This is a genomic window from Cribrihabitans marinus, from assembly GCF_900109035.1.
GTDB classification, from domain to species: Bacteria; Pseudomonadota; Alphaproteobacteria; order Rhodobacterales; family Rhodobacteraceae; genus Cribrihabitans; species Cribrihabitans marinus.
Genome location: NZ_FNYD01000001.1, coordinates 383443 through 409183, shown reverse-complemented (window position 1 = coordinate 409183; position 25741 = coordinate 383443). Strand labels below are relative to the sequence as shown.

Annotated in this window: 25 protein-coding genes; 5 read left to right on the top strand and 20 right to left on the bottom strand. The window is 67.9% G+C overall.

The genetic code is table 11. From position 1 onward, the window contains the following. Positions 1–5 precede the first annotated feature (5 nt). A complete protein-coding gene (locus BMX57_RS02020; protein WP_092362000.1) occupies positions 6–851 on the top strand; it encodes an ATP-binding protein in 846 nt (281 codons plus the stop codon). 42 nt (positions 852–893) lie between these two features. On the opposite strand, the gene BMX57_RS02015 is transcribed toward BMX57_RS02020, so the two are convergent. After that, complete coding sequence (locus BMX57_RS02015; RefSeq protein ID WP_092361998.1) at positions 894–1550, bottom strand: SDR family oxidoreductase; 657 nt, start codon at positions 1548–1550, stop codon at positions 894–896. A gap of 101 nt (positions 1551–1651) precedes the next feature. Here BMX57_RS02015 and BMX57_RS02010 point away from each other — a divergent pair, with 101 nt between their 5' ends. After that, entirely contained in the window at positions 1652–2254 is a 603-nt protein-coding gene (locus BMX57_RS02010; protein WP_092361996.1) for a biotin transporter BioY, read from the top strand. 102 nt (positions 2255–2356) lie between these two features. Here BMX57_RS02010 and BMX57_RS02005 read toward each other — a convergent pair whose 3' ends face one another. The 19 genes from BMX57_RS02005 to BMX57_RS01915 all read right to left on the bottom strand — a co-directional run bounded on the left by BMX57_RS02005 (position 2357) and on the right by BMX57_RS01915 (position 21130). Continuing rightward, on the bottom strand, positions 2357–2770 hold the full coding sequence (locus tag BMX57_RS02005) for a DUF1284 domain-containing protein (protein ID WP_092361994.1): 414 nt from the start codon (positions 2768–2770) through the stop codon (positions 2357–2359). Positions 2771–2777: 7 nt separating this feature from the next. Then, the gene (locus tag BMX57_RS02000) at positions 2778–3023 is read right to left on the bottom strand and encodes a hypothetical protein (RefSeq protein ID WP_092361992.1); all 246 of its coding nucleotides are present in this window, start codon (positions 3021–3023) and stop codon (positions 2778–2780) included. 151 nt (positions 3024–3174) lie between these two features. Next, a complete protein-coding gene (purF, locus tag BMX57_RS01995) occupies positions 3175–4659 on the bottom strand; it encodes an amidophosphoribosyltransferase (protein ID WP_092362219.1) in 1485 nt (494 codons plus the stop codon). 159 nt (positions 4660–4818) lie between these two features. Further along, entirely contained in the window at positions 4819–5373 is a 555-nt protein-coding gene (locus tag BMX57_RS01990; RefSeq protein ID WP_092361990.1) for a CvpA family protein, read from the bottom strand. A gap of 42 nt (positions 5374–5415) precedes the next feature. Continuing rightward, the gene (radA, locus tag BMX57_RS01985) at positions 5416–6777 is read right to left on the bottom strand and encodes a DNA repair protein RadA (protein WP_092361989.1); all 1362 of its coding nucleotides are present in this window, start codon (positions 6775–6777) and stop codon (positions 5416–5418) included. Between the two features lie 31 nt (positions 6778–6808). Beyond that, complete coding sequence (locus BMX57_RS01980) at positions 6809–7246, bottom strand: paraquat-inducible protein A (protein WP_092361988.1); 438 nt, start codon at positions 7244–7246, stop codon at positions 6809–6811. Continuing rightward, complete coding sequence (locus tag BMX57_RS01975; RefSeq protein ID WP_092361986.1) at positions 7243–7989, bottom strand: ABC transporter ATP-binding protein; 747 nt, start codon at positions 7987–7989, stop codon at positions 7243–7245. Before BMX57_RS01975 ends, BMX57_RS01980 begins: the two co-directional genes overlap by 4 nt. Further along, positions 7986–8768, bottom strand: coding sequence for an MlaE family ABC transporter permease (locus BMX57_RS01970; protein WP_092361984.1), 783 nt, complete (start codon positions 8766–8768; stop codon positions 7986–7988). Before BMX57_RS01970 ends, BMX57_RS01975 begins: the two co-directional genes overlap by 4 nt. Then, positions 8765–9799: an alanine racemase gene (gene alr / locus BMX57_RS01965; protein ID WP_092361982.1), complete on the bottom strand. Its 1035-nt coding sequence runs from the start codon at positions 9797–9799 to the stop codon at positions 8765–8767. Before alr ends, BMX57_RS01970 begins: the two co-directional genes overlap by 4 nt. 66 nt (positions 9800–9865) lie before the next feature. After that, the gene (locus BMX57_RS01960; RefSeq protein ID WP_092361980.1) at positions 9866–10669 is read right to left on the bottom strand and encodes a DUF1194 domain-containing protein; all 804 of its coding nucleotides are present in this window, start codon (positions 10667–10669) and stop codon (positions 9866–9868) included. A 59-nt stretch (positions 10670–10728) separates the two neighbouring features. Continuing rightward, complete coding sequence (locus BMX57_RS01955) at positions 10729–12216, bottom strand: replicative DNA helicase (RefSeq protein WP_092362217.1); 1488 nt, start codon at positions 12214–12216, stop codon at positions 10729–10731. 225 nt (positions 12217–12441) lie between these two features. Then, the gene (locus BMX57_RS01950) at positions 12442–13122 is read right to left on the bottom strand and encodes an orotate phosphoribosyltransferase (RefSeq protein ID WP_092361979.1); all 681 of its coding nucleotides are present in this window, start codon (positions 13120–13122) and stop codon (positions 12442–12444) included. A gap of 72 nt (positions 13123–13194) precedes the next feature. Then, positions 13195–14232: a dihydroorotase gene (gene pyrC / locus BMX57_RS01945; protein ID WP_092361978.1), complete on the bottom strand. Its 1038-nt coding sequence runs from the start codon at positions 14230–14232 to the stop codon at positions 13195–13197. 60 nt (positions 14233–14292) lie between these two features. Continuing rightward, the gene (locus BMX57_RS01940) at positions 14293–15231 is read right to left on the bottom strand and encodes a phosphoadenosine phosphosulfate reductase (protein ID WP_229724151.1); all 939 of its coding nucleotides are present in this window, start codon (positions 15229–15231) and stop codon (positions 14293–14295) included. A 98-nt stretch (positions 15232–15329) separates the two neighbouring features. Then, positions 15330–16409 (bottom strand): glycosyltransferase family 2 protein, encoded by a 1080-nt coding sequence (locus tag BMX57_RS01935; protein WP_092361975.1) that lies wholly within the window; start codon positions 16407–16409, stop codon positions 15330–15332. Between the two features lie 4 nt (positions 16410–16413). Then, entirely contained in the window at positions 16414–17127 is a 714-nt protein-coding gene (locus BMX57_RS01930) for an FkbM family methyltransferase (protein ID WP_092361973.1), read from the bottom strand. Positions 17128–17130: 3 nt separating this feature from the next. Beyond that, complete coding sequence (locus BMX57_RS01925) at positions 17131–19464, bottom strand: glycosyltransferase family 2 protein (RefSeq protein ID WP_092361971.1); 2334 nt, start codon at positions 19462–19464, stop codon at positions 17131–17133. Next, on the bottom strand, positions 19461–20102 hold the full coding sequence (locus tag BMX57_RS01920; RefSeq protein ID WP_092361969.1) for a sulfotransferase family protein: 642 nt from the start codon (positions 20100–20102) through the stop codon (positions 19461–19463). Before BMX57_RS01920 ends, BMX57_RS01925 begins: the two co-directional genes overlap by 4 nt. Next, positions 20099–21130, bottom strand: a complete 1032-nt coding sequence (locus BMX57_RS01915) for a glycosyltransferase family 2 protein (protein ID WP_092361967.1) — start codon at positions 21128–21130, stop codon at positions 20099–20101. Before BMX57_RS01915 ends, BMX57_RS01920 begins: the two co-directional genes overlap by 4 nt. 227 nt (positions 21131–21357) lie before the next feature. Here BMX57_RS01915 and BMX57_RS01910 point away from each other — a divergent pair, with 227 nt between their 5' ends. The 3 genes from BMX57_RS01910 (at position 21358) to BMX57_RS01900 (ending at position 25674) form a co-directional block, all read left to right on the top strand. After that, positions 21358–22266, top strand: coding sequence for an AAA family ATPase (locus tag BMX57_RS01910; RefSeq protein ID WP_092361965.1), 909 nt, complete (start codon positions 21358–21360; stop codon positions 22264–22266). Between the two features lie 61 nt (positions 22267–22327). Next, a complete protein-coding gene (locus BMX57_RS01905) occupies positions 22328–23587 on the top strand; it encodes a vWA domain-containing protein (RefSeq protein ID WP_092361963.1) in 1260 nt (419 codons plus the stop codon). Positions 23588–23694: 107 nt separating this feature from the next. After that, the gene (locus BMX57_RS01900; RefSeq protein WP_092361961.1) at positions 23695–25674 is read left to right on the top strand and encodes an OmpA family protein; all 1980 of its coding nucleotides are present in this window, start codon (positions 23695–23697) and stop codon (positions 25672–25674) included. The last annotated feature ends 67 nt before the right edge of the window (positions 25675–25741 follow it).

Sequence of the window (25741 nt, the reverse complement as noted above, 5' to 3'; positions counted from 1 at the left end):
GGAACATGGACAGCGACGCGATGACCCGCATTGCCGAGGCGCTGGAACGGATCGCCCCGGCGCCGATGGCCACACCGGATTTCGACGCGGCAACCGCCTTTGTCTGGCATGTCGCGCCGGATCGGCTGGAACCGGTGGTGCAGGTCAACCGGGTCGATCTGGACCTGCTGGTGGGCATCAACCGGGCGCGGGATACGCTGCTCGAGAACACCCGCCGTTTCGCCGACGGGTTCAAGGCCAACAACGCGCTGCTCTGGGGCGCGCGGGGCATGGGCAAGTCGAGCCTGGTCAAATCCGCGCATGGCGCGCTTCTCGCCGAATTCCCCGAGCTGAAGCTGGTCGAGCTGCAGCGCGAGGATCTGCCCAGCGTCGGGCGCCTGCTGGCGCATCTGCGCGGGGCGCGGCACCGCTTCATCCTGTTCTGCGACGACCTGTCGTTCAGCCATGACGACCAGCACTACAAGTCGCTCAAGGCGGTGCTGGACGGCGGCATCGAGGGGCGCCCGGAAAACGTGGTGCTCTACGCCACGTCCAACCGCCGCCACCTGATGCCGCGAGACATGATCGAGAACGAGCGCTCCAGCGCCATCTCGCCCTCCGAGGCGGTCGAGGAAAAGGTCTCGCTCAGCGATCGGTTCGGCCTCTGGCTGGGCTTCCACCCCTGCGGGCAGGACGAGTATCTGGCGATGATCGAACGGTATTGCGCGGCCCACGGCCTTGCCCCGGATCCCGAGGCATTGCGCGCCGAGGCGATCGAATGGCAGGCCACAAGGGGCGCGCGGTCGGGCCGTGTCGCGTGGCAGTTCTTCGTGGATCTGGCGGGCCGGCACGGGGTCAGGCTCGACGCCTGATCTTCATCTTTTTGCAAATACTCCCGCCGGAGGCACGGGCCGTCAGGCCCGTTCGGCAAGCTCGGCCAGCAGTCGCGCGGCCTCGTCCGAGGGGCGCGCCAGCGCATCGCGGTTCTCGCCCGGATAGAACCGGGCGCGCAGGGCGGTGGCCATCGGACGCGGAGAGAGGATTTCGACGCGCGGGCCGGTCTTGACCGTCTCGGCGGCCCAGCTGCGCGCCAGCGCCATCTGCGCGGCCTTGGTGGCCCCGTAGGCGCCGAAGAACTTCTCGCCGCCATGCGGGTCGTCGAAAAAGACCGCGCGCCCGGTCTCGCCCAGCAGCGGCGCGACATAGGGGATCAGCACCGAGGTCGCGGTGGCGTTGACGGCGATGCTCCGGTCCCAGTCCTTTGGCTCGACAAAGACCGCCGGGCTGAGCGGGGCAGTGTGGATCGCGCTGTGCACCCACAGGTCGACGCGCCCCCAGCGGTCATGGATGCCGCGGCAGAGCGCGGCCATCGCCTCGGGCTTGGTGATGTCCATCGGCGCCAGCGTGGCGGCACCGCCCCGGGCCTTGATTCGGTCGTCCAGCTCTTCCAGCGCGCCGGTGGTGCGCGCCACGGCGACGACGTGGTGTTCGGGTGCCAGCGCCTCGGCGATGGCGGCGCCAAGGCCGCGCGAGGCTCCGGTGACCAGGGCAATCTTCCTGTTCTCGCTCATGCGCCGCTGATTTCATCCTTTTTGAGGCAAGGCAAGCGTGTTGCCTTGACATTTCGCGGGTGCAGCAAAAAAATGCGCCGAAATCCCGAAGGAGACGTGACATGACAAGACAGACCGTTCTGGGCCAGGCCGTGATCGGCTCCGACACGCTGGGGCGCAAGGCCGCGATGGTGCTGGGCGGCTCGCTGTTCATCGCCGTGGCGGCGCAGATCAGCGTGCCGATGATCCCGGTGCCGATGACCCTGCAGACCCTGGCCATCCTGATCGTGGGCCTGACCTTCGGATCGCGGCTGGGCGCGGCGACGCTGCTGGCCTACCTGGCCGAAGGCGCGGCCGGTCTGCCGGTCTTTGCCAACGGCATGTCGACGGCTGCGCTGGTCGGCCCCACGGCCGGGTTCCTGGTGGGCTTCGTGCTGATGGCCTGGCTGGCCGGTCTGGCCGCCGAGCGCGGGTTGGCGCGCGGCGTGATCGGCACCGCGCTGGTGGGCATCGTCGCCTCGGCGGTCCTCTACATCCCGGGTGTGGCCTGGCCGATGGCTGTTGCCGGCGCTCTGGGCTTCGAGGGCAGCTGGGTCGGCTCGTCGGCGGACGCGATCTGGACCTACTGGGTCAGCCCGTTCCTGCTGGGCGACGCGCTCAAGGCCGTGATCGCGGCACTGGTCGTGACCGGCGGATGGGCCGCGCTCAAGTCCCGCCGCGGCTGAAACAACACCGGCATTGCCGGAACAGGGACGCCCCAAGCGGGCGTCCCTTGTCGTTTTCGGGGCCATGATGTCGAAACCCGCCTGAAACGCCGCAGGCGCGGGTCACTCGGCGCCGTGCAGGGCCCGGAGCGCGCCCTCGCAATAGCCGGCAGCCAGCCATTGGCAACCGGCGCAGAGCCGGCTCAGGTCGCCCGGCGCCACAAGCGCGCGGATCCGTTCCTTGGCCGCGCCCCAGGTCAGCAGGTCGCCCGCTGCCAGGTTCAGCGCGGCGGCATGCCGGGCGTCGAGCGCCGCGATGCGTGTCTCTTTCGCGCAGAGCGTCCCGCGGCGGTGCGGGCAGGGGATGCAGATGTCGTCGGTGGCGCCGACCACCTCGATCTGCCGGGCATCTCCGCCGGGACCGCGCAGCCCGTCCTGCACGATCCGCGCCATGTTTCCGGTGAACGCGTCGGAATATCCCTTGCCGCGAAATCCCAGCGCGCAGAGGAAATGATGCGGTCGGAAGCGGATCGGCATGCGCCCCTCAGTTCAACAGCTTCAACCTGTAGGCCTGGCCGTTCTTCTGAATGATGACCCCCTCAGCGTCAATCGCGGCGATGCGGCCGCCCTGCAGGCGCGCGCCACGCTCGACCGTCCGGATCCGACCCCACGGCGTACGGACCAGCGCCTGCAGGTCGTTCTGCGGTCCGAACACGCCCAGGATGTCGGTTCCGCCGCCGCCCAGGTCGGCCTGTTGCGTCGCGGCTTTTTCAACGATGGAATTTACCATGTTCGTTCGCCGGCTGTCCGGCGCCCCTTGTTTCGGTCCTGAGAGCCGCCCGGTATCAGGGGGCGGGCCTGGGCAAAAGAGGTGACCCTGCGACATAACGGTTCAGGTGCCCTGACGGCCAGGGGGATGCGGCGAAGACCCGCCGACGCGGTCACTCGGCGGCGGATTTGACCTGGAAACCCTTCTCGACCATGTCGGCCGGCGTCACCGGGTATTCGCCCGAGAAACAGGCGTCGCAATATTGCGGGCAGCCGGCGTCCCGGCCCGAGGCCTCGCCCACGGCACGGTAGAGCCCGTCGAGCGAGATGAATTTCAGGCTGTCGACCGCCAGATGGCGGGTCATCTCGTCCTCGGACATCGTGGCGGCCAGCAGCTTCTCGCGTTCGGGCGTGTCGACGCCATAGAAACAGGGCCAGGCCGTCGGCGGGCTGGCGATGCGGAAATGCACCTCCCGCGCGCCGGCATCCAGGATCATTTCCTTGATCTTGCGGCTGGTCGTGCCGCGCACGACGGAATCGTCCACCAGCACCACGCGCTTGCCGCGGATCAGGGCGCGGTTGACGTTCAGCTTGAGCCGCACGCCCATGTTGCGGATCTGCTCGGTGGGCTCGATGAAGGTGCGGCCCATATACTGGTTGCGGATGATCCCCATCGCATAGGGGATGCCGGATTCCAGCGAGAACCCGATCGCCGCCGGCGTGCCGCTGTCGGGCACCGGGCAGACCAGATCGGCCTCGACCGGGCTTTCCTTGGCCAGTTCGCGGCCGATCCCCTCGCGGGTCTCGTAGACGCTGCGCCCGCCCAGGATCGAATCGGGGCGCGAAAAATAGACATGCTCGAAGATGCAGAACTTCGAGGGACGCGGGCGGAACGGGAAATGGCTCTCGACGCCCTTGTCGGTGATCACGACCATTTCGCCGGGTTTGATCTCGCGGATGAACTCGGCGCCGATGATGTCCAGCGCGCAGGTCTCCGAACTCAGCACCCAGCCGTCGCCGATCTGGCCCAGCACCAGCGGCCGCACGCCCATCGGGTCGCGCACGCCGATGAGCTTGGTTCGGGTCATGGCCACGACCGAGAACGCGCCCTCGACCCGGCGCAGCGCATCCTCCATCCGCTCGGGGATGGTGCGCTGCAGCGACCGTGCCATCAGGTGGATGATGCACTCGCTGTCCGAAGAGCTCTGGAAGATCGAGCCGCGCTCGATCAGCTCGCGCCGCAGCGCGTTGGCATTGGTGATGTTGCCGTTATGGGCAATCGCCGCGCCGCCCATGGCGAACTCGCCGAAGAACGGCTGCACGTCGCGGATGGCGGTCTGGCCCTTGGAGCCTGCGGTGGAGTAGCGGACATGGCCGATGGCCAGCGGCCCCGGCAGCGTCTCCATCACCGATTTCGAGGTGAAGTTGTCGCGCACATAGCCGAAGCGGCGGGCCGAGTTGAACCCCTGTTCGGGATCGTGGGTGACGATGCCGCCGGCCTCTTGCCCGCGATGCTGGAGCGCGTGCAGCCCGAGCGCCACGAAACTGGCGGCGTCCGCCACGCCGACAACGCCGAATATCCCGCATTCTTCGTGCAGCTTGTCGTCGTGACCGAGGTCACGCAAATGGCTGGTGTCGAACGGGTGGGCAGGGGGCATCTGCGGCTTGGGCAAGTCAGCGGCTCCGAATCCGTGGCGCTTTCCGGCCCCGACATACTGCCTCTGCCGCCCGGTGTCACGAAAGGATCACAACTCAAATCGCCGCAGCCGCCCTTCGGGGCGCACCGCGCGCGGCATGTGATCCTCCGGGCGCGGCGATCACTCGGCGCAGGTGCCCACAAGCTGTTCGTATTGCTGCGTGATCCAGCCCAGGGCCTGCTCGGGGTCCTGTTCCTCGATCTTGCCGGTCATCCGCTCGAACACCAGCGCCGAGCGGCTTTCGTCGACGACGGTATAGCTCTGCCCGGTCATCACCGTGTCATAGACGAAGAAGGCGATGGCCACCAAGAGGATGCCGCGCGCCACGCCGAACATGAAGCCCAGCGCCTGGTCCAGCCCGCCCAGGGCGGATCTCTGTACCAGCGAGGAGAACAGCGGCGTGAAGAAGCTGACCACGATCAGCGCCAATGCAAAGACACCGGCGAAGGCGGCGATCACCGCCAGTTCGCAGCTGTCGCCCAGGAAATCGCCGACCACCGGCAACTCGCGCACCAGCGGCACCGCCTGCGGCGCGAAGATGAAGGCCAGGACGGCGGCGGCGACCCAGCCCAGGATCGCCATGACCTCGCGCACAAGGCCGCGCGCATAGGCCAGAATGGCCGACAAAACGATCACAAGGGCCACGACCCCGTCGATGATGGTGAAACCTTCCATGGCCCTCGCCTGTTTTTGCCTCTTGTGCCCCGCGCCGGGACCTTACCCCGCTCCGAAGGTTTCGCCAACAAACCCCTGTAGATCGGAGGGTCGGGCCAGTTGCAGACCGGCAACGGTTCCGGTCTTGCCACCTGCCGGAGCAATGGCGGAGGTGAAACCAAGTTTTTGCGCCTCTTTCAACCTGTTTTCGGTCTGCGCCGCCGGGCGCAGGGCGCCAGAGAGGGAAATCTCGCCGAAAACCACCGTTTCCGCCGGCAAGGCGCTGTCCTCGCGCGCGCTGAGCAGCGCGGCGGCAACGGCCAGGTCGGCCGCCGGTTCCGAGATCTTCATGCCGCCGGCGACGTTGAGATAGACGTCGAGACCGGCAAACGGGATGCCGCATCGCGCCTCGAGCACCGCCAGGATCATCGCCAGCCGCCCGCCGTCCCAGCCCACCACCGTGCGGCGCGGCTGGCTGAGCGAGGAGGGCGCGACCAGCGCCTGCAACTCGACCAGCACGGGGCGGGTGCCCTCGATCCCGGCGAACACGACCGACCCGGCACTGGGCGTGCCGCGCTCGGACAGAAACAGCGCCGAGGGGTTGAGAACCTGCTCCAGCCCGCGCCCCGTCATCTCGAACACGCCGATCTCGTCGGCGGCGCCAAAGCGGTTCTTGACGCTGCGCAGGATGCGGAACTGGTGGCCGCGCTCACCCTCGAAATAGAGCACCGTGTCGACCATGTGCTCGACCACGCGGGGGCCGGCGATCTGGCCCTCCTTGGTGACATGGCCCACCAGCACCACGGACACCCCGTGGCGCTTGGCAAAGCTGGTCAGCTCATGCGCGGCAGCGCGGACCTGGCTGACCGAGCCGGGCGCGCTTTCGACATTGTCGGCCCACATGGTCTGGATCGAATCGATGATCACCAGCCCGGGTTTCTCGGTCTCGAGCGTGGTCAGGATGTCGCGCAAGTTGGTCTCGGCGGCCAATTGCACCGGCGCGTCGCCCAGCCCCAGCCGGCGGGCGCGCATCCGCACCTGCGCGCTGGCCTCCTCGCCCGAGACATAGAGCGTCTTGAGCCCGGCGCGCGCGAAATGCGCGGCCGCCTGCAGCAGAAGCGTCGACTTGCCGATGCCAGGATCGCCGCCGACCAGGATGGCCGAGGCCGGGACCAGCCCGCCGCCCAGCACCCGGTCCAGCTCGTCCAGCCCGCTCAGGGTGCGCGGCGGCGGCGCCTCGTCGGTGGCAAGGTCGCTGAGCGCGATGGTGCGGCCACGCCGGGCGCCCAGCGCCTTCGAGGCCGGGCCCGCCGACAGCGGCACATCCTGGCTGATCGTGTTCCACGCGCCGCAGCCTTCGCAGCGGCCGGACCACTTGGTATAGGAGGCCCCGCAGGCGGAGCAGGAGAAGGACGGTTTTGCCATTCTTCCCTAGTGCCTCAAGGCGGCGGGCGGCTCAAGCGCGCTTTGCGCGGGGCTCGCTGAGCCAGCCGATGGCGATCGAGGCGAGGATGCAGGCGGTGAAGAGATAGAGGCCCCAGGCGGTCTCGACCCGCGCCAGGCCCACGCCCTTGACGATGACCACGTAGAGCGCGATCAGGAACACGTCGGCCATGGCAAGCTTGCCGAGGATCTCCAGCGCCGGCAGCGCCTTGCGGCGCAGCAGGCCGAAATGGATCAGCGCCAGGCCGATGGTCTTCATGTAGGGCGCAAAGACCGCCAGGAAGGTCACCAGCAGCGCCAGGGCCACGTCGCTGTCCCACAGCGATTGCAGGCCCGAGATCACCGAAATCTCGCTGAGTCCGAACAGCGGCAGGGCGATGCCCGCGCGCAGGAGCGGCGCGAACCAGGCGACCGGAAACAGGACGAGCAGGGCGAGGTTGGCGTATTTCACCGCACAGCCTCGATCGGTCCCTCGGCGCGGCCGTGGATGAACTGGTCGAGATACGGATCGCCGCTGGCATCCATCTGCGCGACGGGCCCGGTCCACTGGATCACCCCGTCATGCAGCATGGCCACATCGTCGGCAATGGCGCGCACGCTGGTCATGTCATGGGTGATGGTCATGGCGGTCGCCCCCATCTCGGTCACGATCTCGCGGATCAGGTCGTTGATGACGCCCGCCATGATCGGGTCGAGCCCGGTGGTCGGCTCGTCGAAGAAGATGATCTCGGGCTCGGCGGCGATGGCGCGGGCCAGGCCCACGCGTTTCTGCATCCCGCCCGACAGCTCGGCGGGCAGGCGGTCGGCCACGTCCGCCTTCAGCCCGACGCGGCGCAGTTTTTCGATGGCGATCTGGCGGGCTTCTTCCTGCGGACGCTTCAGCGATCCGCGCAGCAGGCGGAAGGCCACGTTCTGCCACACGGGCAGCGAATCGAACAGCGCGCCGCCCTGGAACAACATTCCGAACCGGGCCAGGAAGGCGTCGCGGTCACCTTTCGAGGCATCCTTGCCATCCACCAGGATCCGACCGGACTCCGGCTGGATCAGGCCCAGGATACATTTGAGCGCCACAGACTTGCCGGTGCCCGATCCGCCGATGATGACCAGCGACGTGCCCTTGGGGATCGTCAGCGTCATGCCCTGCAGCACCCGGTTGTCGCCAAAGGCCTTATGGACGTCCTGCATTTCGATCATACCGAGAAGAACACCCCCGTCAGCACGAAGTTCGCGGCCAGGATCAGCACCGCCGCCGCCTCGACCGAACCCTTGGTGGCGCGGCCCACGCCCTGTGCGCCGCGGCCCGAGTTCATGCCGTAGTAGCAGCCCATCACCGAGGCGATCATGCCGAAGGCCGCGCCCTTGACCAGCGACGAGACGATGTCGCGCAGCTCGAGGAAGTTGACCGTGTTGGTCAGGTAGGCGGCGGCGTTGAATCCCAGGTTCTGCACCGACACGGCATAGCCGCCGGCAATGCCGATCACGTCGCCCACGCCCACCAGCAGCGGCACGGTGATCAGTGCCGCCAGCACCCGCGGACCGACCAGGTATTTCATCGGATGCGTGGACAGCGTGACCAGCGCGTCGATCTGTTCGGTGACCTTCATGGTGGCGATCTCGGCCGCGATCGAGGAGGTCACGCGCGCCGCGATCATCAGCCCGACCAGCACCGGGCCCAGCTCGCGCACCATGCCGATGGCGACGATCTGCGGCACCACCGCCTCGGCGTTGAACCGCGCGCCGCCGGCATAGATCTGCAACGCCAGCGCACCGCCGGTGAAGATGGCGGTCAGCCCCACCACCGGCAGCGACAACCAGCCGATGTTGAGCAGCGCCAGGCCGATCTCGCGCGGATAGTAGGGCGGGCGCAGGATGTGGCTGACCGCACCCAGGGCAAACAGGGCCACTCGGCCGAACACGGCTAGAGCAGCAAGCGTGCGCCGACCGATCCAGCCGGGGATCGCCAGCACGCTCATTCCACATAGCTCCGGCGATAGCGGTGCCCAAGCGCGGTCAGGATCTCGTAGCCGATGCTTCCGGCCGCGTCGGCAAGATCGTCTACGGTTTGCAAGCGGTTGAGAATGCTCAGGCTTTCCGGGTCTCCCGGCAGGTCAGTAATGTCGGCCGTGATCAGGTCCATCGACACGCGCCCGACCACCGGACAGGCGGTCTGCCCGGAATAGAGCGCGATGCCGCCGGTACAGCCACGCAGGATGCCGTCGGCATAGCCGGCCGCCACGGTGGCCACCCGCGTCGGGCGCGCGGCGGTCCAGGTGTTGCCGTAGCCGACCGTCTCGCCCGGGGTCAGGTCGCGGATCTGGATCACCGGCAGGTCCAGCGTGGCCACCGCCTTGGCCTCGTCGAAAGGCTCGCCCCCGTAGAGGCCGACGCCGGGGCGGCAAAGGTCGAAGTGATAGCGTTCGCCCAACAGGATCCCACCGGTGGCCGCAAGCGACCGCGGGACATCAACACCATCCGTCAATTCCTTGAAAACATGGAGTTGATGCTCGTTCATTCCATGCCAGGGTTCATCGGCGCAGGCCAGGTGCGACATGATCAGCGTGGGCTTCTGGCGCAGCGCGATGTCGCGCAGCGCCGCCCATTCCGCAGGCTCCATGCCCAGCCGATTCATGCCGGTGTCGAGCTGGATGCCGAACCGGTGGCGAGGCAACTGTTCGACATGGCGCAGCATCTGGTCGACCGAGTTGATCATCGGGGTCAGCCCGTGCGCCCGCAGCAGATCGGCGTCGCCGGGCATGTGGCCGGAAAAGACCGAGATCTCGGGGCCAGGACCCAGAGCGCGGCGCAGCTCAGCGCCTTCCTCGGCGATGGCGACAAAGAAATGCCGCACCCCGGCGCGGGCCAGCGTCCGGGCAACGGGCCCGAGGCCCAGGCCATAGCCGTCGGCCTTGACCACGGCGGCGGTCGCCACGCCGGTTTTCGCGTCCAGCGATCGCCAGTTATCGGCCAATGCGGCCAGGTCGATGGTCAGGTGTCCGGTGCTCATGCCCCGTTCATGACAGGATGCGGGCCGAGGTCAAGACTGCTTGGACACCGGCCCGCGCGCCGCCGCTCAGGGCAGGTCGAAGTATCTGCGATTGCGCTGCCAGATCTTCTCGCCGATGCCGCAATCATAGGGCGGCAAGGCCCGCATCTGCGCCGGAATCGCCCGAACAGCGGCGCGATGACCGGCGATTTCCAGCACCAGCTTGCGCCGCACCGCATCCGCGAACCTCTCCCAGTCATGCACCGGCATGACAAAGGCGCCCGGCCCGCCGATCACGCAGCGGACGTAATAGGTGTCGAGATCGGGGATGCCCCAGCGGTCGCTGAGCGCGTCGCGGGTCATCAGGGGCAGGCCGTTGATCACGATGCCGCGCAGGGTGGCGGCGTCCCGCGCCTCGGTCACGGGGCCGCCCTGGTTGTTTGGCCCGTCCCCCGACACGTCGATCACCCGCCGCAGGCCGGCAAAGCCGTTGCCGTCGAAATCCCGGGTGGCATAGCGGATCGCCTGGGTGATCGAGGTGCGCCGCATCCCCGCGCCGGCATCCGCCTCGATGCGGTCGGCGATGCGGCCGGCATCCTCGGCGCCCCGCACCAGGGTCCAGGGCACCACGACCCGCTGGCTGCCCGCGCCGGCCCATTCCACATAGGTGAGCGCGATGACCCCGATCAGCCCGCCCTCGATGGCGGCGATTACCTCGGGGCTGCGCAGGGCGGCGGCATATCCGCGGCGCTGGATATGCAGTTCGGCCGCAGACATCGACCGCGAAACATCGACGGCAAGAAACAGCTCGACATCGACCTCGCGCTCCTCCTGCGCGATCAGGGGCAGGGCCATCCAGGCAAGGGCGACGATCAGGGCAAGCCGGTGCATCCGGCGATTGCGCCAGATGCGGGTGCGGCTGTCCAGTCACGTTTGCGCAGGTGCGCGGTTCAGAACCCGTCGCCGCCGACCTGCTGCCAGGGCTTGACCAGGTTGCCGAAGCGGGTGAACTGGGCCTCGAAGCTCAGCTCGACGGTGCCGATCGGGCCGTGGCGCTGCTTACCGACGATGACCTCGGCCTTGCCGTGCAGGCGGTCCATCGCGGCCTTCCAGTCTTCCATCTTGTCCAGCTCGTGATCGCCGGGTTTCTCGCGTTCCTTGTAGTATTCCTCGCGGAACACGAACATCACCACGTCGGCATCCTGCTCGATCGAGCCGGATTCGCGCAGGTCCGAAAGCTGCGGGCGCTTGTCGTCGCGGTTCTCGACCTGGCGGCTGAGCTGCGACAGGGCCACCACGGGGATGTTCAGCTCCTTGGCGATGGCCTTCATACCCATCGAGATCTCGGCGATCTCGTTCACCCGGTTCTCGGCGGTGCCGCGGCAGAGCTGCAGATAGTCGATGACCAGCAGGTCCAGCCCATGCGTGCGCTTGAGCCGCCGGGCGCGGGCGGCCAGCTGCGCGATGGCCAGCGCCGGGGTGTCGTCGATGAAGAGCGGGCAGCTCTCCAACTCCTTGGCGGCATTGACGAAGCGGCGGAACTCGTCCTCGGTCATGTCGCCCTGGCGGATCTTGTGGCTGGAGATTTCCGACGCCTCGGCCAGAATCCGCCCAGCCAGCTGCTCGGCGCTCATCTCGAGCGAGAAGAACCCCACGACGCCGCCATCCACCGCGCCTTCCTTGCCGTCGGGTTTCATCCCGCGCTTGTAGGCCTTGGCGACGTTGAAGGCGACATTCGTGGCCAGCGAGGTCTTGCCCATCGAAGGGCGCCCGGCCAGGATGATCAGGTCCGAGGGATGCAAGCCGCCCAGCTGCCGGTCCAGGTCGGCCAGACCGGTCGAGATTCCCGCCATGCCGCCGCCACGCTGGTAGGCCTCGTTGGTGACGTTCACGGCTTCGGTGACGGCCTTGAGGAAGGATTTGAACCCCGACTCGGTCTGGCCCTGCTCGGAAAGCTTGTAGAGTTGCTGCTCGGCCTCGACGATCTGCTCCTTCGGCTCGCTGGCCACGTCCACGCGCGCGGCCTTGTCCGAGATGTCGCGGCCCAGGCGGATCAGCTCGCGCCGGATCGCCAGGTCATAGATCATCTGGGCATAGTCGCGCACCGCGAAGGCGCTGACCGAGGCGCCGGCGAGATTGGCGAGATAGGCGGGCCCGCCCAGCTCTTTGAGCCCCTCGTCCTCGGCCATGAAGGATTTCAGCGTCACCGGCGAGGCCAGCGCGTTCTTGGCGATGCGCGCCGAGGCCACCTCGAAGATGCGCGCGTGTACCGGATCATAGAAATGCTCGGGCCCGATGATCGAGGCCACGCGGTCATAGAGATCGTTGTTGGTCAAGATCGCGCCCAGAAGCTGCTGCTCGGCCTCGACCGAATGGGGCATCGTGTCCGGATTCTGGATCTGTGCCGGTGTCTGCTCGAAACTTGTTATCTCGTTCATCATGTTCCCCGTGCCTGAGCGCGTGTCATACACATGCGGGCCTGCCTGGGACATCTGGAAATCCTTGTGGACGAACCGCCCTTGCGGCTAGGGATAACCCTGTGTGTCCCTTGTGCGCGATTTAGCGCAAGCCTACATCATGCGGAAGGCCCTGCATAGGCCCACCAGATCTGCCTTGCGAAATCGATTCGACGCCGCGTTCTCCCCAGGCCGGGTGCCGTAAGGTCAGCCGGGGTCGCGGGCCGCCTGCCAGGCGCGGGGATCGCTCAGGAACGCCTCGACCCCGGCCAGGGTCTCGGCGTCGAACGCGCCCTGCGCGCGCGCCTCGGCCAGCACATCCCACCATGTGCAGAGGTAATGCAGGCTGATCCCGTGATCGCCCAGCGCCTTTTCGGTCTCGGGGAAGATCCCGTAGTAGAACAGCACCGCGGTATGGCCGCAGCTGGCCCCTGTCTCGCGGATCGCGTCGACAAAGGACAGCTTGGAGCCGCCGTCGGTGGTCAGGTCCTCGACCAGCAGCACGCGCTGGCCCTCGGTCATCGCGCCCTCGATCCGGGCGTTGCGGCCGTAGCCCTTGGGTTTCTTGCGCACATAGGTCATCGGCAGGGCCATGCGTTCGGCCACCAGCGCGGCGAAAGGGATGCCCGCGGTCTCGCCGCCGGCGATGTTGTCGAACGCCTCGAAGCCGGCATTGCGCATGACGGTCACGGTCAGGAAGTCCATCAGCGTGGACCGGATGCGCGGAAAGGAGATCAGCTTGCGGCAGTCGATATAGGTCGGGCTGGGCAGGCCGCTGGCCAGGGTGAAGGGGTCGCGCGCGTTGAAATGCACCGCCTCGATCTCGAGCAGCATCCGCGCCGTCAGCCGGGCGATTTCGGGGGCATCGGGGAAACTGGACGGGATCATGTCACGGGCAACCTTCGGTCTGGGGCGGAGGCGTCGGACGCCTCCGGCGGGAGTATTTCGGGAACGATGAAATCAGGTGACGCGCCAATGCAGCGGGAAGCCGGGATCGAACACGGTGACCGGGCCGTCGCCGGTGTCGATCTTGGCGGGATAGTCGACGGGCGCGCCCTTGGTCAGGGTGATCGTGTCCGCATTTACCGGCATCCCGTAGAAGGCCGGGCCGTGGCGCGAGGCGAACCCTTCAAGCCGGTCGAGCGCGTCCTCGCGTTCGAAGATCTCGGCCAGCAGGGACATGGTGTTGGTGGCGGTGAAGCAGCCGGCGCAGCCGCAGGCGCTTTCCTTGCCGGCGTCGGTGTGCGGGGCGCTGTCGGTGCCCAGGAAGAACCGCGCATCGCCCGACGTGGCGGCGGCCAGCAGCGCCCGCCGGTGATCCTCGCGCTTGGCCACGGGCAGGCAGTAGTAATGCGGCTTGATGCCGCCCACCAGGATGTGGTTGCGGTTGATGACCAGGTGGTGGGTTGTGATCGTGGCCGCGAGCCCGTCATCGCTGGCCTTGACATAGTCGACCCCGTCTGAGGTGGTGATGTGCTCCATCACCACGCGAAGCCCCGGCGTCATGCGCCGGATCGGGTCGAGCACGCGTTCGATGAACACCGCCTCGCGGTCGAAGATGTCGATCTCGGCCTCGGTCACCTCGCCATGTACGCAGAGCGGCAGGCCGATCTCGGCCATGCGCTCGAGCACGCCGCGCACCTTGTCGAAATCCTGCACGCCCGACGCGGAATTGGTGGTTGCCCCGGCCGGGTAGAGCTTGACCGCCTTGATGAGCCCGCTGGCATGGCCGGCGGCGACATCGTCGGGATCGGTCTCTTCGGTCAGGTAGAGGGTCATCAGCGGCCGGAAGTCCATGCCCGTGGGCAGCGCCGCCAGGATCCGGTCGTGATAGGCCGCGGCCTGTGCCGTCGTCACCACCGGCGGCACCAGGTTCGGCATGATGATCGCGCGGGCGAAATGGCGGGCGGTTTCCGGCAATACGGCCCTGAGCATCGCGCCGTCGCGCAGATGCAGGTGCCAGTCGTCCGGGCGGCGGATCGTGAGGCTGTCGGTCATGGCGTTCCGCTAGCACAGTGCCGCGGGGCGGGGAAGTCCCGGAACGCGCCAAGGGTGCGCTCAGCCGGTGTTTCCGGGTGTTTCGCCGGCCTGCGCCTCGGTCAGTTCGTCCAGCCGGCGGCGCAGCCGGCGGATCGGCATCCGCTCCAGCACGCTGCGGCACAGCATGGTCTCAAGCCCCGGGCGATTCGCATGGTTGAGCTGGGCGGCCAGCGCCTTGAGATAGCGCGCATTGCTCCGGCGCGCGCGGTAGAGCTGATAGAACCGGTGCGCGGACAGCTCGCCGCGGCCGGCCAGGGTGAGGATCTGGTCGAAGATGCGCATCTCGGCCAGGCGCGATTGCAGGTAGCCGCCCATGTTGCGCATCCGCAGGCGGGTGACGTTGGCGCGCTGGAACAGGCTGGCATGCATCGCGTCGAGCTGCTGGGCCGGATCGTAGATCACGAAGGCGCGTTCGGCCGCGTCCAGCATGTCGGGGGCATAGCCGTAGCGGTCGGTGAAACTGCTGCGCCGCATGTTGCGAAAGCGGTCGTCCCATTCCGTCATGCGCGGGTCCAGTGTCGCCTGCGGCTGCACCAGCAGCGCGGTCGCGCCGGGCGAGGCCACGGAATAGGCCGCGGCGGCATAGCCGCAGGCCCCGGAGCCGTGGAACAGGACCCGGTCGAAATCCTCGAAGAAGCCGTCGTCGATCAGCCGGTCGAAGAAGTCATAGATCGCCTCGTCGCGGAACCAGCTCTGCTCGCCGGCGATGATGCACAGATGCGACCAGTCATGCGCCTTGACCATCTTGAAGCCCAGTGGCTGATGCGTGTCCGACCGGGCGCGGATGGCCTGGGCGGTCTCGAAGGTGACGAGAAGCGTGCTGTTGCGGTCGATGAAGGTGGCGAAATACTCCTCGCCCAGATCCTGGGCCATGCCTTCGGCCTCGGCCTGCTCGATCAGCTTGGCGCGCCAGATCCCGCGCCGGTAGCCGGCAATGGATTCGTCGATTCTGCTCATCTTTTCATGCAACATGGCCCGTCCTCTTCCGTCCGGCCGCAATGGGGCCGGTGTAAAGGACAGCGATATCGGCGGATTGCGGCCAAAATGGGCAAATCTCAGGTCGCTTTGGGGTCGTTTTCCTGCGCATCGTCGCCGGATTTCATGCGCCCGAGATTGGCGAACCCGGTCAGGGTGCGTGCCGAGGCCGCGTTCACCGGGCGCGACGGCGGCGTCATCAGCAAGCGCGCGAACAGGGCGCGATAGGGTTCCTGCTCCATCAGCTTGAGGAACCGCGCCTGGCGCCAGGCGACGGCCTTTTCGTGCAGGCGGCCAAGGCTGTCATCGCCCAGCAGCGCGGCGCGCAACGGGTCGGCGCGGTCGCACAGCCGCTGGATCGAGAGATCCTCGTCAGTGTTGAAATTGCGCTCGACCCAATAGTCGACATCGAGCATCTGGTCGGAATGCACGGCGCGGCCCCGGTCGGCCTTGAGCACGTAGCTTTCCATCGCGCCCAGCGGATAGTGGTTGAGCTGCGCCAGCCCGTAATTCTCGCGCCCGAAATTGGAGAAGATGCGTTTCTCGCGGAACTGCTCGTCCAGAGGCCTGCCGTGACCGTCGAACCACCGCGCCTGCGCCAGGCGGTCGGGATCGGGGCTGCGGGGGCGGTGCACGCCGGGTTTGCGATAGGTTCCGTCATTGCGGTAGAGCGTCTTGAACATTGCCGCCCGCCAGGGCCAGAACATCACCTCGGGCGCGCATTTGGTGAATGCGCGGGTGATGGGCGTGTCGGCATAGCGCACGGTCTCGGCGTTGCCGAACAGGCGCCAGGTCAGGGTGATGGCGGTGGCCTCGGGCAGGGCGGCGGTCAGGTCCTGCACCGTGCCGTCGCCGGCATGGATGTTGACGAACTCGTCGATGTCCAGCGGCAGGATCCAGTCGGCCTTTTTGACCAGCTTGTGCCGCGCCGCCGCCTTGAGCGCGGTGAACTGGATTCCGCCCTTGTCATATGGGCCCTCGTTGCGCAGATGCGTGAGGTGGCCCATTTCCTCCAGCCGGTCCAGCATCTTGTCGGTGCCGTCCTGGCAGTCGTTCGAGAAGACGAGGAAATCGGTGAAGCCCGCGGCCTGGTGATGGGCCAGCCATTCCAGCAGGAACGCCCCCTCGTTGCGGACGGTCAGGATCGCCAGGAAGCGCATCGCCCTACCACCCCCTCTTGAACACGGCCACCTTGCCCTGCGACAGCCTGGGAAAGAACACCAGCCCGGCGGCGTGCATCCGCGCGAATATCCCGGCCACCCCCGCCGCGCCGATCCAGCGCGGATGCAGCTCGACCAGCACGCCGCGCAGGCCCGACAGGTCCAGCTTCGGCAGCAGATCGGCCTCGGCCCCCTCGATGTCGCAGATCAGGATCGTGGGCGAGAGGCGGGCAATTTCGGCCTCGGCGGACAGGACCGGCGTGCGCAGGGGCAGGACCTCGCCGGGGCCGTGGTCGGCAAACAGCGACGAGGTCAGGGGATCGTCGCGCAGGTAGAACGTGGCCTCGCCCGGCGCATCGCCCAGAACACCGTGATGCATCTGCGCCTTGTCGGCCCGGTTGAGGGCATGGACCTCGCGCGCATAGCGCACCAGCGCCAGGTTGGGCTCATACGAATGGACCGCCTTGGCGCGCGTTTTCAGTGCCAGCAGGGTGGACAGGAACCCCAGCCCGCCGCCCAGCTCCATCACGACGTCGCCGCGTTTGACCAGGCGCAGGGCGGCGTCGGCCTCCTTGGCCTCGAACCCGTCGCTGCGCAGCAAAGTCCGCAGGCGCGGGGTCAGCAGCCCGCGATCCAGCGGAAACCGGATGTCGCGGCAGGCGATCGTCTCGGGCGTGTCCGGGGCGTCATCGGCGGCGCCGGGATCGGCTGCGGTCATCGCTCAGCTCTCCATGTCCAGCGCCAGGGCATAGGCCACGCGCTCGGTTTCGGTGAGCTTGATGTCGAGCGCCTGCCGGTAGAGCTCGGCAAACTCCGCCATGCCGTGCAGCTCGGCCGCCTTGGCGCGATGCCAGTCAAGCCCCTGCCTGTGCAGCGCCCGCAGCGTGTCATCCCGCATCAGCCGGTCGTATTCGGCGCGCAGGCGCGGCAGGTTGCGCTTGATGGTCACGTCGCGGTGGTCGCACCAGTCCATGCGGATCCAGTAGTTCAACCCGATCGATCGGTCCACATGCAGCGCCCGGCCGCGCTGTCGCTTGATGAGAAAGCTCTCGGCGCTGCGCAGCGCGTAGTGGTTCAGCTGGATCAGGTCATAGCCGATGCTGCGCTTGGAATTGCGCCAGCCGTTGTCCACCGCCTCGCGCGTCATGTCGCGGCCCGACCCGTTGACCCAGCGCACCAGGTCGCGGCGCGCCTCGTTCAGCTTGTTGGGCCGGTGGCAGCTGATCTTGCCGTAGGCGCCGATGTTGCGGAACATGGTCTTGAAGCCCCAGGCGGTGTGCGGCTTGGGGCAGAATTTCGGCGCGCAGGCGTCGAACTGGTCGATCACGAACCGGTCGTCCAGGCGCGCGATGCCGTTATGGCCGAACAGCCGCCAGGTCATGGCCACGTTGGTCGCCTCGGGGACGCGGTCGAAGAAATCCGCAAGCGTGCCGTTGCCGCAGCGAATGTTGATGAACTCGTCCACGTCGATATGGATGATCCAGTCGGCGTCGCGGATCACCGGCTCCTTCAGGGCCTGGTTCAGCGCGTATTGCTGCGGCGATCCGCCCTTCCAGCCGTCGTTGTTGCGGTGCTGCAGGACGCCCATCTGCTGCAATCGCGACAGGATCTCCGACGTGCCGTCGCTGCAATCGTTGGTGTAGATCAGGAAGTTGTCGACGCCGATGGCGCGGTGATAGGCCACCCATTCGACGACATAGGGCGCCTCGTTCTTCATGCAGCCGACGATCACGTTGCCGCTGTGCCCCTCGGGCAGGTCCCGCATCGGCGCCGGGTCGAATGTCGCGGCCAGCTGTTCCTCGTCCACCGCGCCCAGCCGGTTATGCGGCGCAAAGGCCGAGTTGCGCAGGCTGCGGAACTTCTCGACCGCGCCGGGTGGCAGGATGGCGCGGGCGGCCTCGCTCAGGCCCGTCGGGGTGTCGGTGGCGGGTTCGTCGGGCTGCGGCGCATCCTCGGATTTGAGCGCCTTGTCGATGCGGTAGCGGAAGGCCAGCAGGTATTGCGAGGCGCGGAAGCCGAACAGCGGATCCGCCTCGGCCCAGGGATCGGACGGGGATGGCGACGCGGGCCAGTCCGGACCCAGCCCGGGATGCGCCTCGGCCAGGGCCGCGTTTGCCGGGCCGAAGCGCCGGGACACCGACGCCAAGGCCCTCGCATCCGCGGCGGGGCCGCCCACCGCCAGTTCGTCGTGCAACTGGCGCAGCAGGCGGCGGGGAACAAACCCGCCCTTCAGGCTCGCGTACTTCATCAGCAGCGCGTTGAACTGCCGCCACCGCGCCAGGTCCGCGGCCGGGGGCAGGGGTGTTTCGATCGCGGTCACGGTCCGGCCCATGCCGGTCTCGATACCGAAGGCCGCGCGGACCTCGTCGGTCGCGGTCTCTTGCGCCAGCGCGTCGGGGTCGTGGTGATGAAACCTGAACCGGCCGGTGCCGAACACCTCTTCCCAGCGCGCCTGCATCTGCGCCAGGTCCAGCCAGAAGGGGGCGCCCTCGGTCTCCTCGAACCGGCCCGAGGCCGGGTCGATCCGCGGCATCACGTCCAGGCAGGCCTGCCACCAGTCGGGCGCGTCCAGCAGTCCGAGATCCCGGTCCAAAGGCGCGGCGCGGCCCTCGCGCAGCTGCCAGGCGAAATGCGCCAGCATCAGCCGCGCGGGGTCGTCTACCAGGGCCAGCAGCGAGATGTCCTCGGAGAATTCCGCGAGCAGGGCCCGTATCCGCTCCATCTCGCTGCGCCTGTGAACCGACGAGGCCAGCTGCGCCGCCGACAGGATCAGCACTTGCGGGGTGTGGCGGTCGATCTCGCGGCGCAGCCCGCCCAGAACATCGGCGCGCAACGCCGCCTGCCGCGCTGGGTCGGCGAAGCCACGGTTGGCCCGCAGCGGATCGACGTGATCCGGGTCGGTGACGGCCATGAACAGGCGCGTGTGGTTGCGGTCGCCCGGGCTGCGCGGATAGAGGACGCCCTTGCCGGCCAGCTGCTCGCGCTTGTCCGACAGGATCCGCTGGATCCGGCCGGCCCCGGCGACCTCGGGGCCGAGATGCAGGACGATCCTCACCGCACGGCCCCCGTCGCCTTGTCCTGCGGATTGCGGTTCTCGGTGCCCCACCAGGTCAGCTCGATCCCCAGGAAATCGCTCAGCTGGCCGATCACGCCCGGATCCTCGACATCGTATTCCAGAAACCGGTCGCTGCCGGCAAAGACCTTGCGGCAGAAGCTGCGATGCCCTTCGATCCAGCGGGCCAGTTCCTCGGCCGAGGTGCCGAAGCCGCGCGGCAGGCCGGGAATGTCCAGCCTGGGCAGCCGTTCGCGGCCCAGATTGTTCCAGCGCAGGATGCTGTCCACGTGCCGCCCCGCCTCGCGCGAGCTGAGCAGGAACCGCGCGCCGGGGTGCCGCTCCATCAGGGCGCTGAGCAGGCCCCAGTCGGTCTGCGGCCAACGGTTCAACGCGACATTGGCGACGTTGAGCTCCGACAGCGCGTCGAACCCGTCGAGATATTGCAGCGGATCGCCGGTCTCGAAATAGCCGCGATACATCAGGTCGCCCAGAAACCGCCCGCCGACCTCGGGATCGTCGCTCTGGTCCGGGCGCACCTTCCAGTCGGCCACGCGCAGCCCCGCCTCGCGCAGGGACCGTCCCAGCGTCGTGGTGCCGGATTTCGGCAGGCCGAGGTTGATGACCCGCAGCCGCGTCATGCCACCGCCTCCAGACTGCGCAGCAGCGCCTCTTCCTCGGGCGGCAGGGGCGAGGCGGTCCGCAACTGCTCGCGCAGCGCCTGGTAGGCGGGTTGCGTCAGCAGCGCATCGCGCCGCGCGCAGTGCAGCCGAACCGCCTCGTCATGCAGTGCCGCTATACCGGGCAAGGCCTTCAATTCAGAGATTTCCTGTTCCAGGTCAGGTAGATACCGGGCAATGCTCAAGTCCTGCCAGGCGTTGTCGTTGCGCTCGCGCCAATAGGTATCATCGAAGTTCCGGTTCTCACGATTGACGTCGCCGCGGTCGGTCTTGACCAGGTAGCTGTCGAGGCTGCGCAAAGCGTAGTGGTTCAAGGTCGCCAACCCGCGCGCGCCGCGGGCCGGAAACTTGCGGATGCGCCGCGGGTTGGCCGCCACCAGGAACTTGTGCGGCACCGGGCGCCCGCCGCCATCGGTCCAGGACGGGCGCTTCTTCTCGGGCAGGGACTTGCGGAAGAACGGCCGGTGCGCGCCGTAATATTGCAGCGGAAAATCCCTCCGAACCAGCGTCTTGACCTCCTGCGCGGTTTCTCCGCACCAGATGTCGGGATTGTGGCTGCGGGTGAACTGGGCGATGACGGGCCGGTCCTCGAATTCACCGAGGCCGTCATTGGCGAAGAACTGGAACGTGACCGAGATCGCCTGCGGGTTGTCGCAGGCCTCGATCAGCCCCGGGATCGTGTGATCGCCCACGTGGATGTTCAGGAACTCGTCGACATCGGCGATCCAGACCCAATCGGCGCTCTTGACCACATCCTGATGGGCGGCAGCCTTCAATGCCTCCATCTGGTAGTTGCGCCCCTCGGCCGGGTTCGGCAGGTGCCGGACCAGCCCGCGCGCGTCCAGCGCGTCCAGCAACCGGTCGGTGCCGTCGCTGCAATCGTTGGAATAGAACAGGAAATCGGTCACGCCGATCAGCCGGTTGAACGCGATCCATTCCAGAAGAAACGGCCCCTCGTTCTTGACGCAGGTTACCGCGGTGATGCGCATTGCGCGCCTCCCGTCTTCTCTCCGGGCGCCGCCGGGCCCCGATCGGGCATGATCCGTCCGCCTCTCGATCCGCCTTGCCGGCCCGAACCCGGTGGGGTCCGGGACCAAAGTGCCTGTTTTTCTTCTCAAAACCATTACAGGCCGCGACATGGGGCGTCAATCTTGGCCGCTCGCTTGACGCGGCGCGCGCGGCATGACCTCTTGGGGGGCGAAAAACGGAGGGATGGATGACCAGGCCAGACTCGATCGACGCCGTGCAGCAGGCGCTGGGCGCGCAGGGCTATGTCTGTGGCCGTGCGCTGGCCACCGTGACCTTCCTAGCCCTGCGCTTGGGTCGGCCGCTGTTCCTCGAGGGCGAGGCCGGTGTCGGCAAGACCGAGATCGCCAAGGCGCTGAGCGCGGCGCTGGGGCGGCGGCTGATCCGCCTGCAATGCTACGAGGGGCTGGATGCCGCCAGCGCCGTCTACGACTGGAACTTCGCCGCGCAGATGGTGGCCATCCGCACCGCCGAGGCGACCGGCTCCGCCGATCGCGACGACCTGCAGCGCGAGCTTTTCGGCCCCGACTACCTGATCGAGCGGCCGCTCCTGCAGGCCATGCGCCCCGATCCGGCAGGGGCCCCGGTGCTGCTGATCGACGAGCTGGACCGCACCGACGAGCCGTTCGAAGCCTTCCTGCTCGAGGCGCTCAGCGACTACCAGGTCACGGTGCCGGAACTGGGCACGATCACGGCGCCCGAGCCGCCCATCGTCATCGTCACCTCGAACCGCACCCGCGAGGTGCATGACGCGCTCAAGCGCCGCTGCCTCTATCACTGGGTCGACTATCCCGATTTCGACCGCGAGATCGAGATCCTGCACGCCCGCGCGCCCGAGGCGGCCGAGACCCTCAGCCGCCAGGTGGTGGCCTTCGTCCAGCAGCTCAGGACCGAGGACCTGTTCAAGAAACCCGGCGTCGCCGAAACCATCGACTGGGCCAAATGTCTGCTGGCGCTGGATGTCATCGACCTGTCGCCCGAGGTGATCGCCGACACGCTGGGCGCGATCCTGAAATATCAGGACGACATCCAGAGGCTGCAGGGCTCCGAGGCCAAGCGTCTGCTCGACCAGGCTCGGGCATCTCTGGCACCGGCATGACCCTTCATCTTTTGGGAAATACTCCGGGGGTATGGGGGCAGAGCCCCCATGTGGCCGGCTGATGCCGGAATACATCCCGCTGGAAATCCCCGAGGCGCCGAAACTGGCGCAGAACATCGCGCATTTCGCCCGCGCCCTGCGCAAGGCGGGCCTGCCGATCGGGCCGGGCCGGGTGATCGATGCCGTCCGCGCGGTCGAGGCGGCGGGGTTCACCGAGAAACGCGACTTCTACTGGACGCTGCATGCCTGCTTCGTCTCGCGGCCCGAACACCGCGCGGTGTTCGCCCAGGTCTTCCGCCTCTACTGGCGCGATCCGCGATATCTCGAGCACATGATGGCGATGATGCTGCCTGCCATCCGCGGCGTGCAGGAGGAGCGCAGCGCGCGCGCCGCCGAGAAACGCGCCGCGGAGGCCCTGCTGGACGGGGCGCAGCCGGATCTGCCGGACACCCGGGACCGCGAGGCGGAAGGCACCGAGATCGAGGTGGACGCGACGCTCACCATGTCCGCCGAAGAGCGGCTTCGCACGCTCGATTTCGAGCAGATGAGCACCGACGAGGTGGCGCGCGCCAAGCGGATGCTGGCCCGTCTGGAACTGCCGGTCAAGCCGATCCCCTCGCGGCGCGGCCAGGCCAGCGCGCAGGGCCGGCGGATCGACCGCGCCCGCACCCTGCGCGCGGCGATGCGGCAGGGCGGCGACATGCACACAATTGCCCGCCAGCGGCCACGCCCGCGCTGGCCGAACCTGGTCGTGCTTTGCGACATTTCCGGCTCGATGAGCCAGTACAGCCGGATCATCCTGCATTTTCTCCATTCCGTCTCCAATGCCAGAGGGGCGGGCTGGGCGCGCGTGCATGCCTTCACCTTCGGCACGCGGCTCACCAACATCACCCGCCACCTGCGCCAACGCGATGTCGACGCCGCCCTGGCCGCCGCCGGGTCCGAGGCGCAGGACTGGGAGGGCGGCACCCGGATCGGCGCCTGCCTGCACGCCTTCAACCGCGACTGGTCGCGCCGGGTCATGGGACAGGGCGCGGTGGTGCTGTTGATCACCGACGGGCTGGACCGCGACGACCCCGCCCGCCTGGCGCACGAGATGCAGCGGCTGCAGCTGTCGGCCCGCCGGCTGATCTGGCTCAACCCGCTGCTGCGCTGGGACGGGTTCGCGCCCCGCGCCCGGGGCATCGCCGCGATGCTGCCGCATGTCGACAGCTTCCGCGCCGGCCATTCCATCGCCGCGCTCGAGGATCTGGCCGATGCGATCTCGCGCCCCGACGATCTCGGCGAGAAGGCCCGGCTGATGGCGCAATTCACCGCCTGACCGGTGGAAGCCCGCCGACGCCGTGTCGGGCCGGGGGAACCCCCTCTGTCACCCCCGCGTTTCCGTTCGGACGTTCAGCGACTCACGGAATCGGAAAGGCAGATCGGATGAAACCAGGAATACTCAGATCGACCACCGCCATCGCGCTCATGGCTTCGCTGGCGGCACCCGCCCCGCTCGTGGCACAGGACACCGGTTCGGCATTGGGCCTGGAACAGATGGGCGAGGCCGAGATCGCGGCACAGATCGCCCGCTGCCGGGATCTGGCCAGCGCCGATGCGGTGGTCGGCGGAGATGGCGGCCTCACCCTGCAGGGGACCGGACCGGAGATCGAGCTTTGTAACGCCTATCTGAGCGGGCAGCTTGATGCTCTGCTGCCCTCAGGGCTTACCTCGACCGCCTTCGTCGCGGACCTGTCAGCGCGGATGCAGACAGATGCGCCGGAGGCGGAGGCAGCGGACGGCGCGGCTGAAGCCACGGGGGATCAACAGGCCCAGTCGTCCGAAACGGCCACGCAGGAGGCGCCGCCCGAAGCGCAGGCAGATCCCGAGGCGGAGGAAGGTGCCGGGGCGGCGCAGGCCGATGCCGCCGAGAACCCGCCTGCCGATGCGCAGGACAATCAGCCGGCCGAGACAGCCGAAGCGCCGGCCCAGAACCCGGAAGCCGAGGCCCAATCGCAACCCGAAGCAGGGGCAGGGGGCGACACCACCGCGCCGGCGGCGACAGGGCAGACAGGATCCGCCGCGGCGGCAACCGAGGATGTCCAGTCCGGCACTCAACCGGCCGATGAGGCGGAAACGGCCGAAAGCACAAACACTCCGGCCGAGGATGTGACCGCCGCGGAACCGGCGGCCGAACAGCCGGAAGCGCAGGACGATGGCGCAGCGCAAACCGGCGCCGACACACCCGACAAGGACGTCGCGGACACGGCTGGGGAGGCTCCGGAGGTTGCGCCGATGGACAGCCAGGAGCAGGCCGATGCCCTGGCCCAGGCCGAATCCGAGACGCCCGCCGCTGCGGCCGCCGCCGAAACGGATGCCGGCGCTTCGGCCGAGGTCGATGTGGTCGAGGAAACCGTCACCGAAGACACAGCCCGCAGTTCCGACGAGGAATTCGACACCGACGTGTCCGAGAACGTGGCCGAAACCCAAGCCGCGCAGCAGGCCCCGGCCGCCGAACCGGCTGACAGCGACGACGGCCTCAGCAATGCGCAGCGCGCGGCCCTGCTGGGTCTCGGCGCGCTTGCGGTGGGTTCGCTCCTGAAAAGCGGCGAAAAGGTGGTGACCAATTCCGGCGACCGCGCGGTGGTCGAGCAGGACGGGCGCTATCGCATTCTCAAGAATGACGACGCCCTGCTGCGTCAGCCGGGATCGGATGTCACCACCTACCGCTTCAAGGACGGCTCGACCCGCACCGTTGTCGTGCGCGGCGACGGGACCGAGGTGGAAACCGTCCGCGCCGCCGATGGCCGCGTGCTGCGCCGTATCCGCACGCTGCCCGACGGCACCAGCACGGTTCTCTTCGACGACACCAAGAAGGTCGAGCAGGTCGAAGTCAGCCAGTTGCCGAAGCCGCGCGCGCGGCGGGCGGTCGACATTCGCCAGGTCGAGGCCGAGGATCTGGCCGCAGCGCTGGCCGCGGCACAGTCGGACGGCGTGAACCGCAGCTTCTCGCTGGAGCAGGTCCGGCATGTCGACGCCGTGCGCCGGCTGGTGCCCGAGATCACCGTGGACAGCATCAACTTCGAGACCGGCTCGGCAGTGATCCGCCCGCAAGAGGCGGAGGAACTGGCGGCGCTGGGCAACGCGCTGCGCGGCATGATCGACCGCAACCCGGCCGAGGTGTTCCTGGTCGAGGGGCATACCGATGCGGTGGGCGCGGCGGCGTTCAACCTGGCCCTCTCCGACCGCCGTGCGGAAAGCGTTGCACTGGCCCTGACCGAGTATTTCGACGTGCCGCCCGAAAACCTGGTTGTGCAGGGCTATGGCGAAAGTGACCTGGCCATTGCGACGCTGGATGCCGAACGCGCCAATCGGCGCGCGGCGGTGCGTCGGATCACACCGCTGCTGCAAAGCGCGCGGAACTGACGGCGACGATCCGGCCGCGTCGGTCGGACTTGCATTCGGACCCGCCGTTGATCCAGAGTCGACCCGG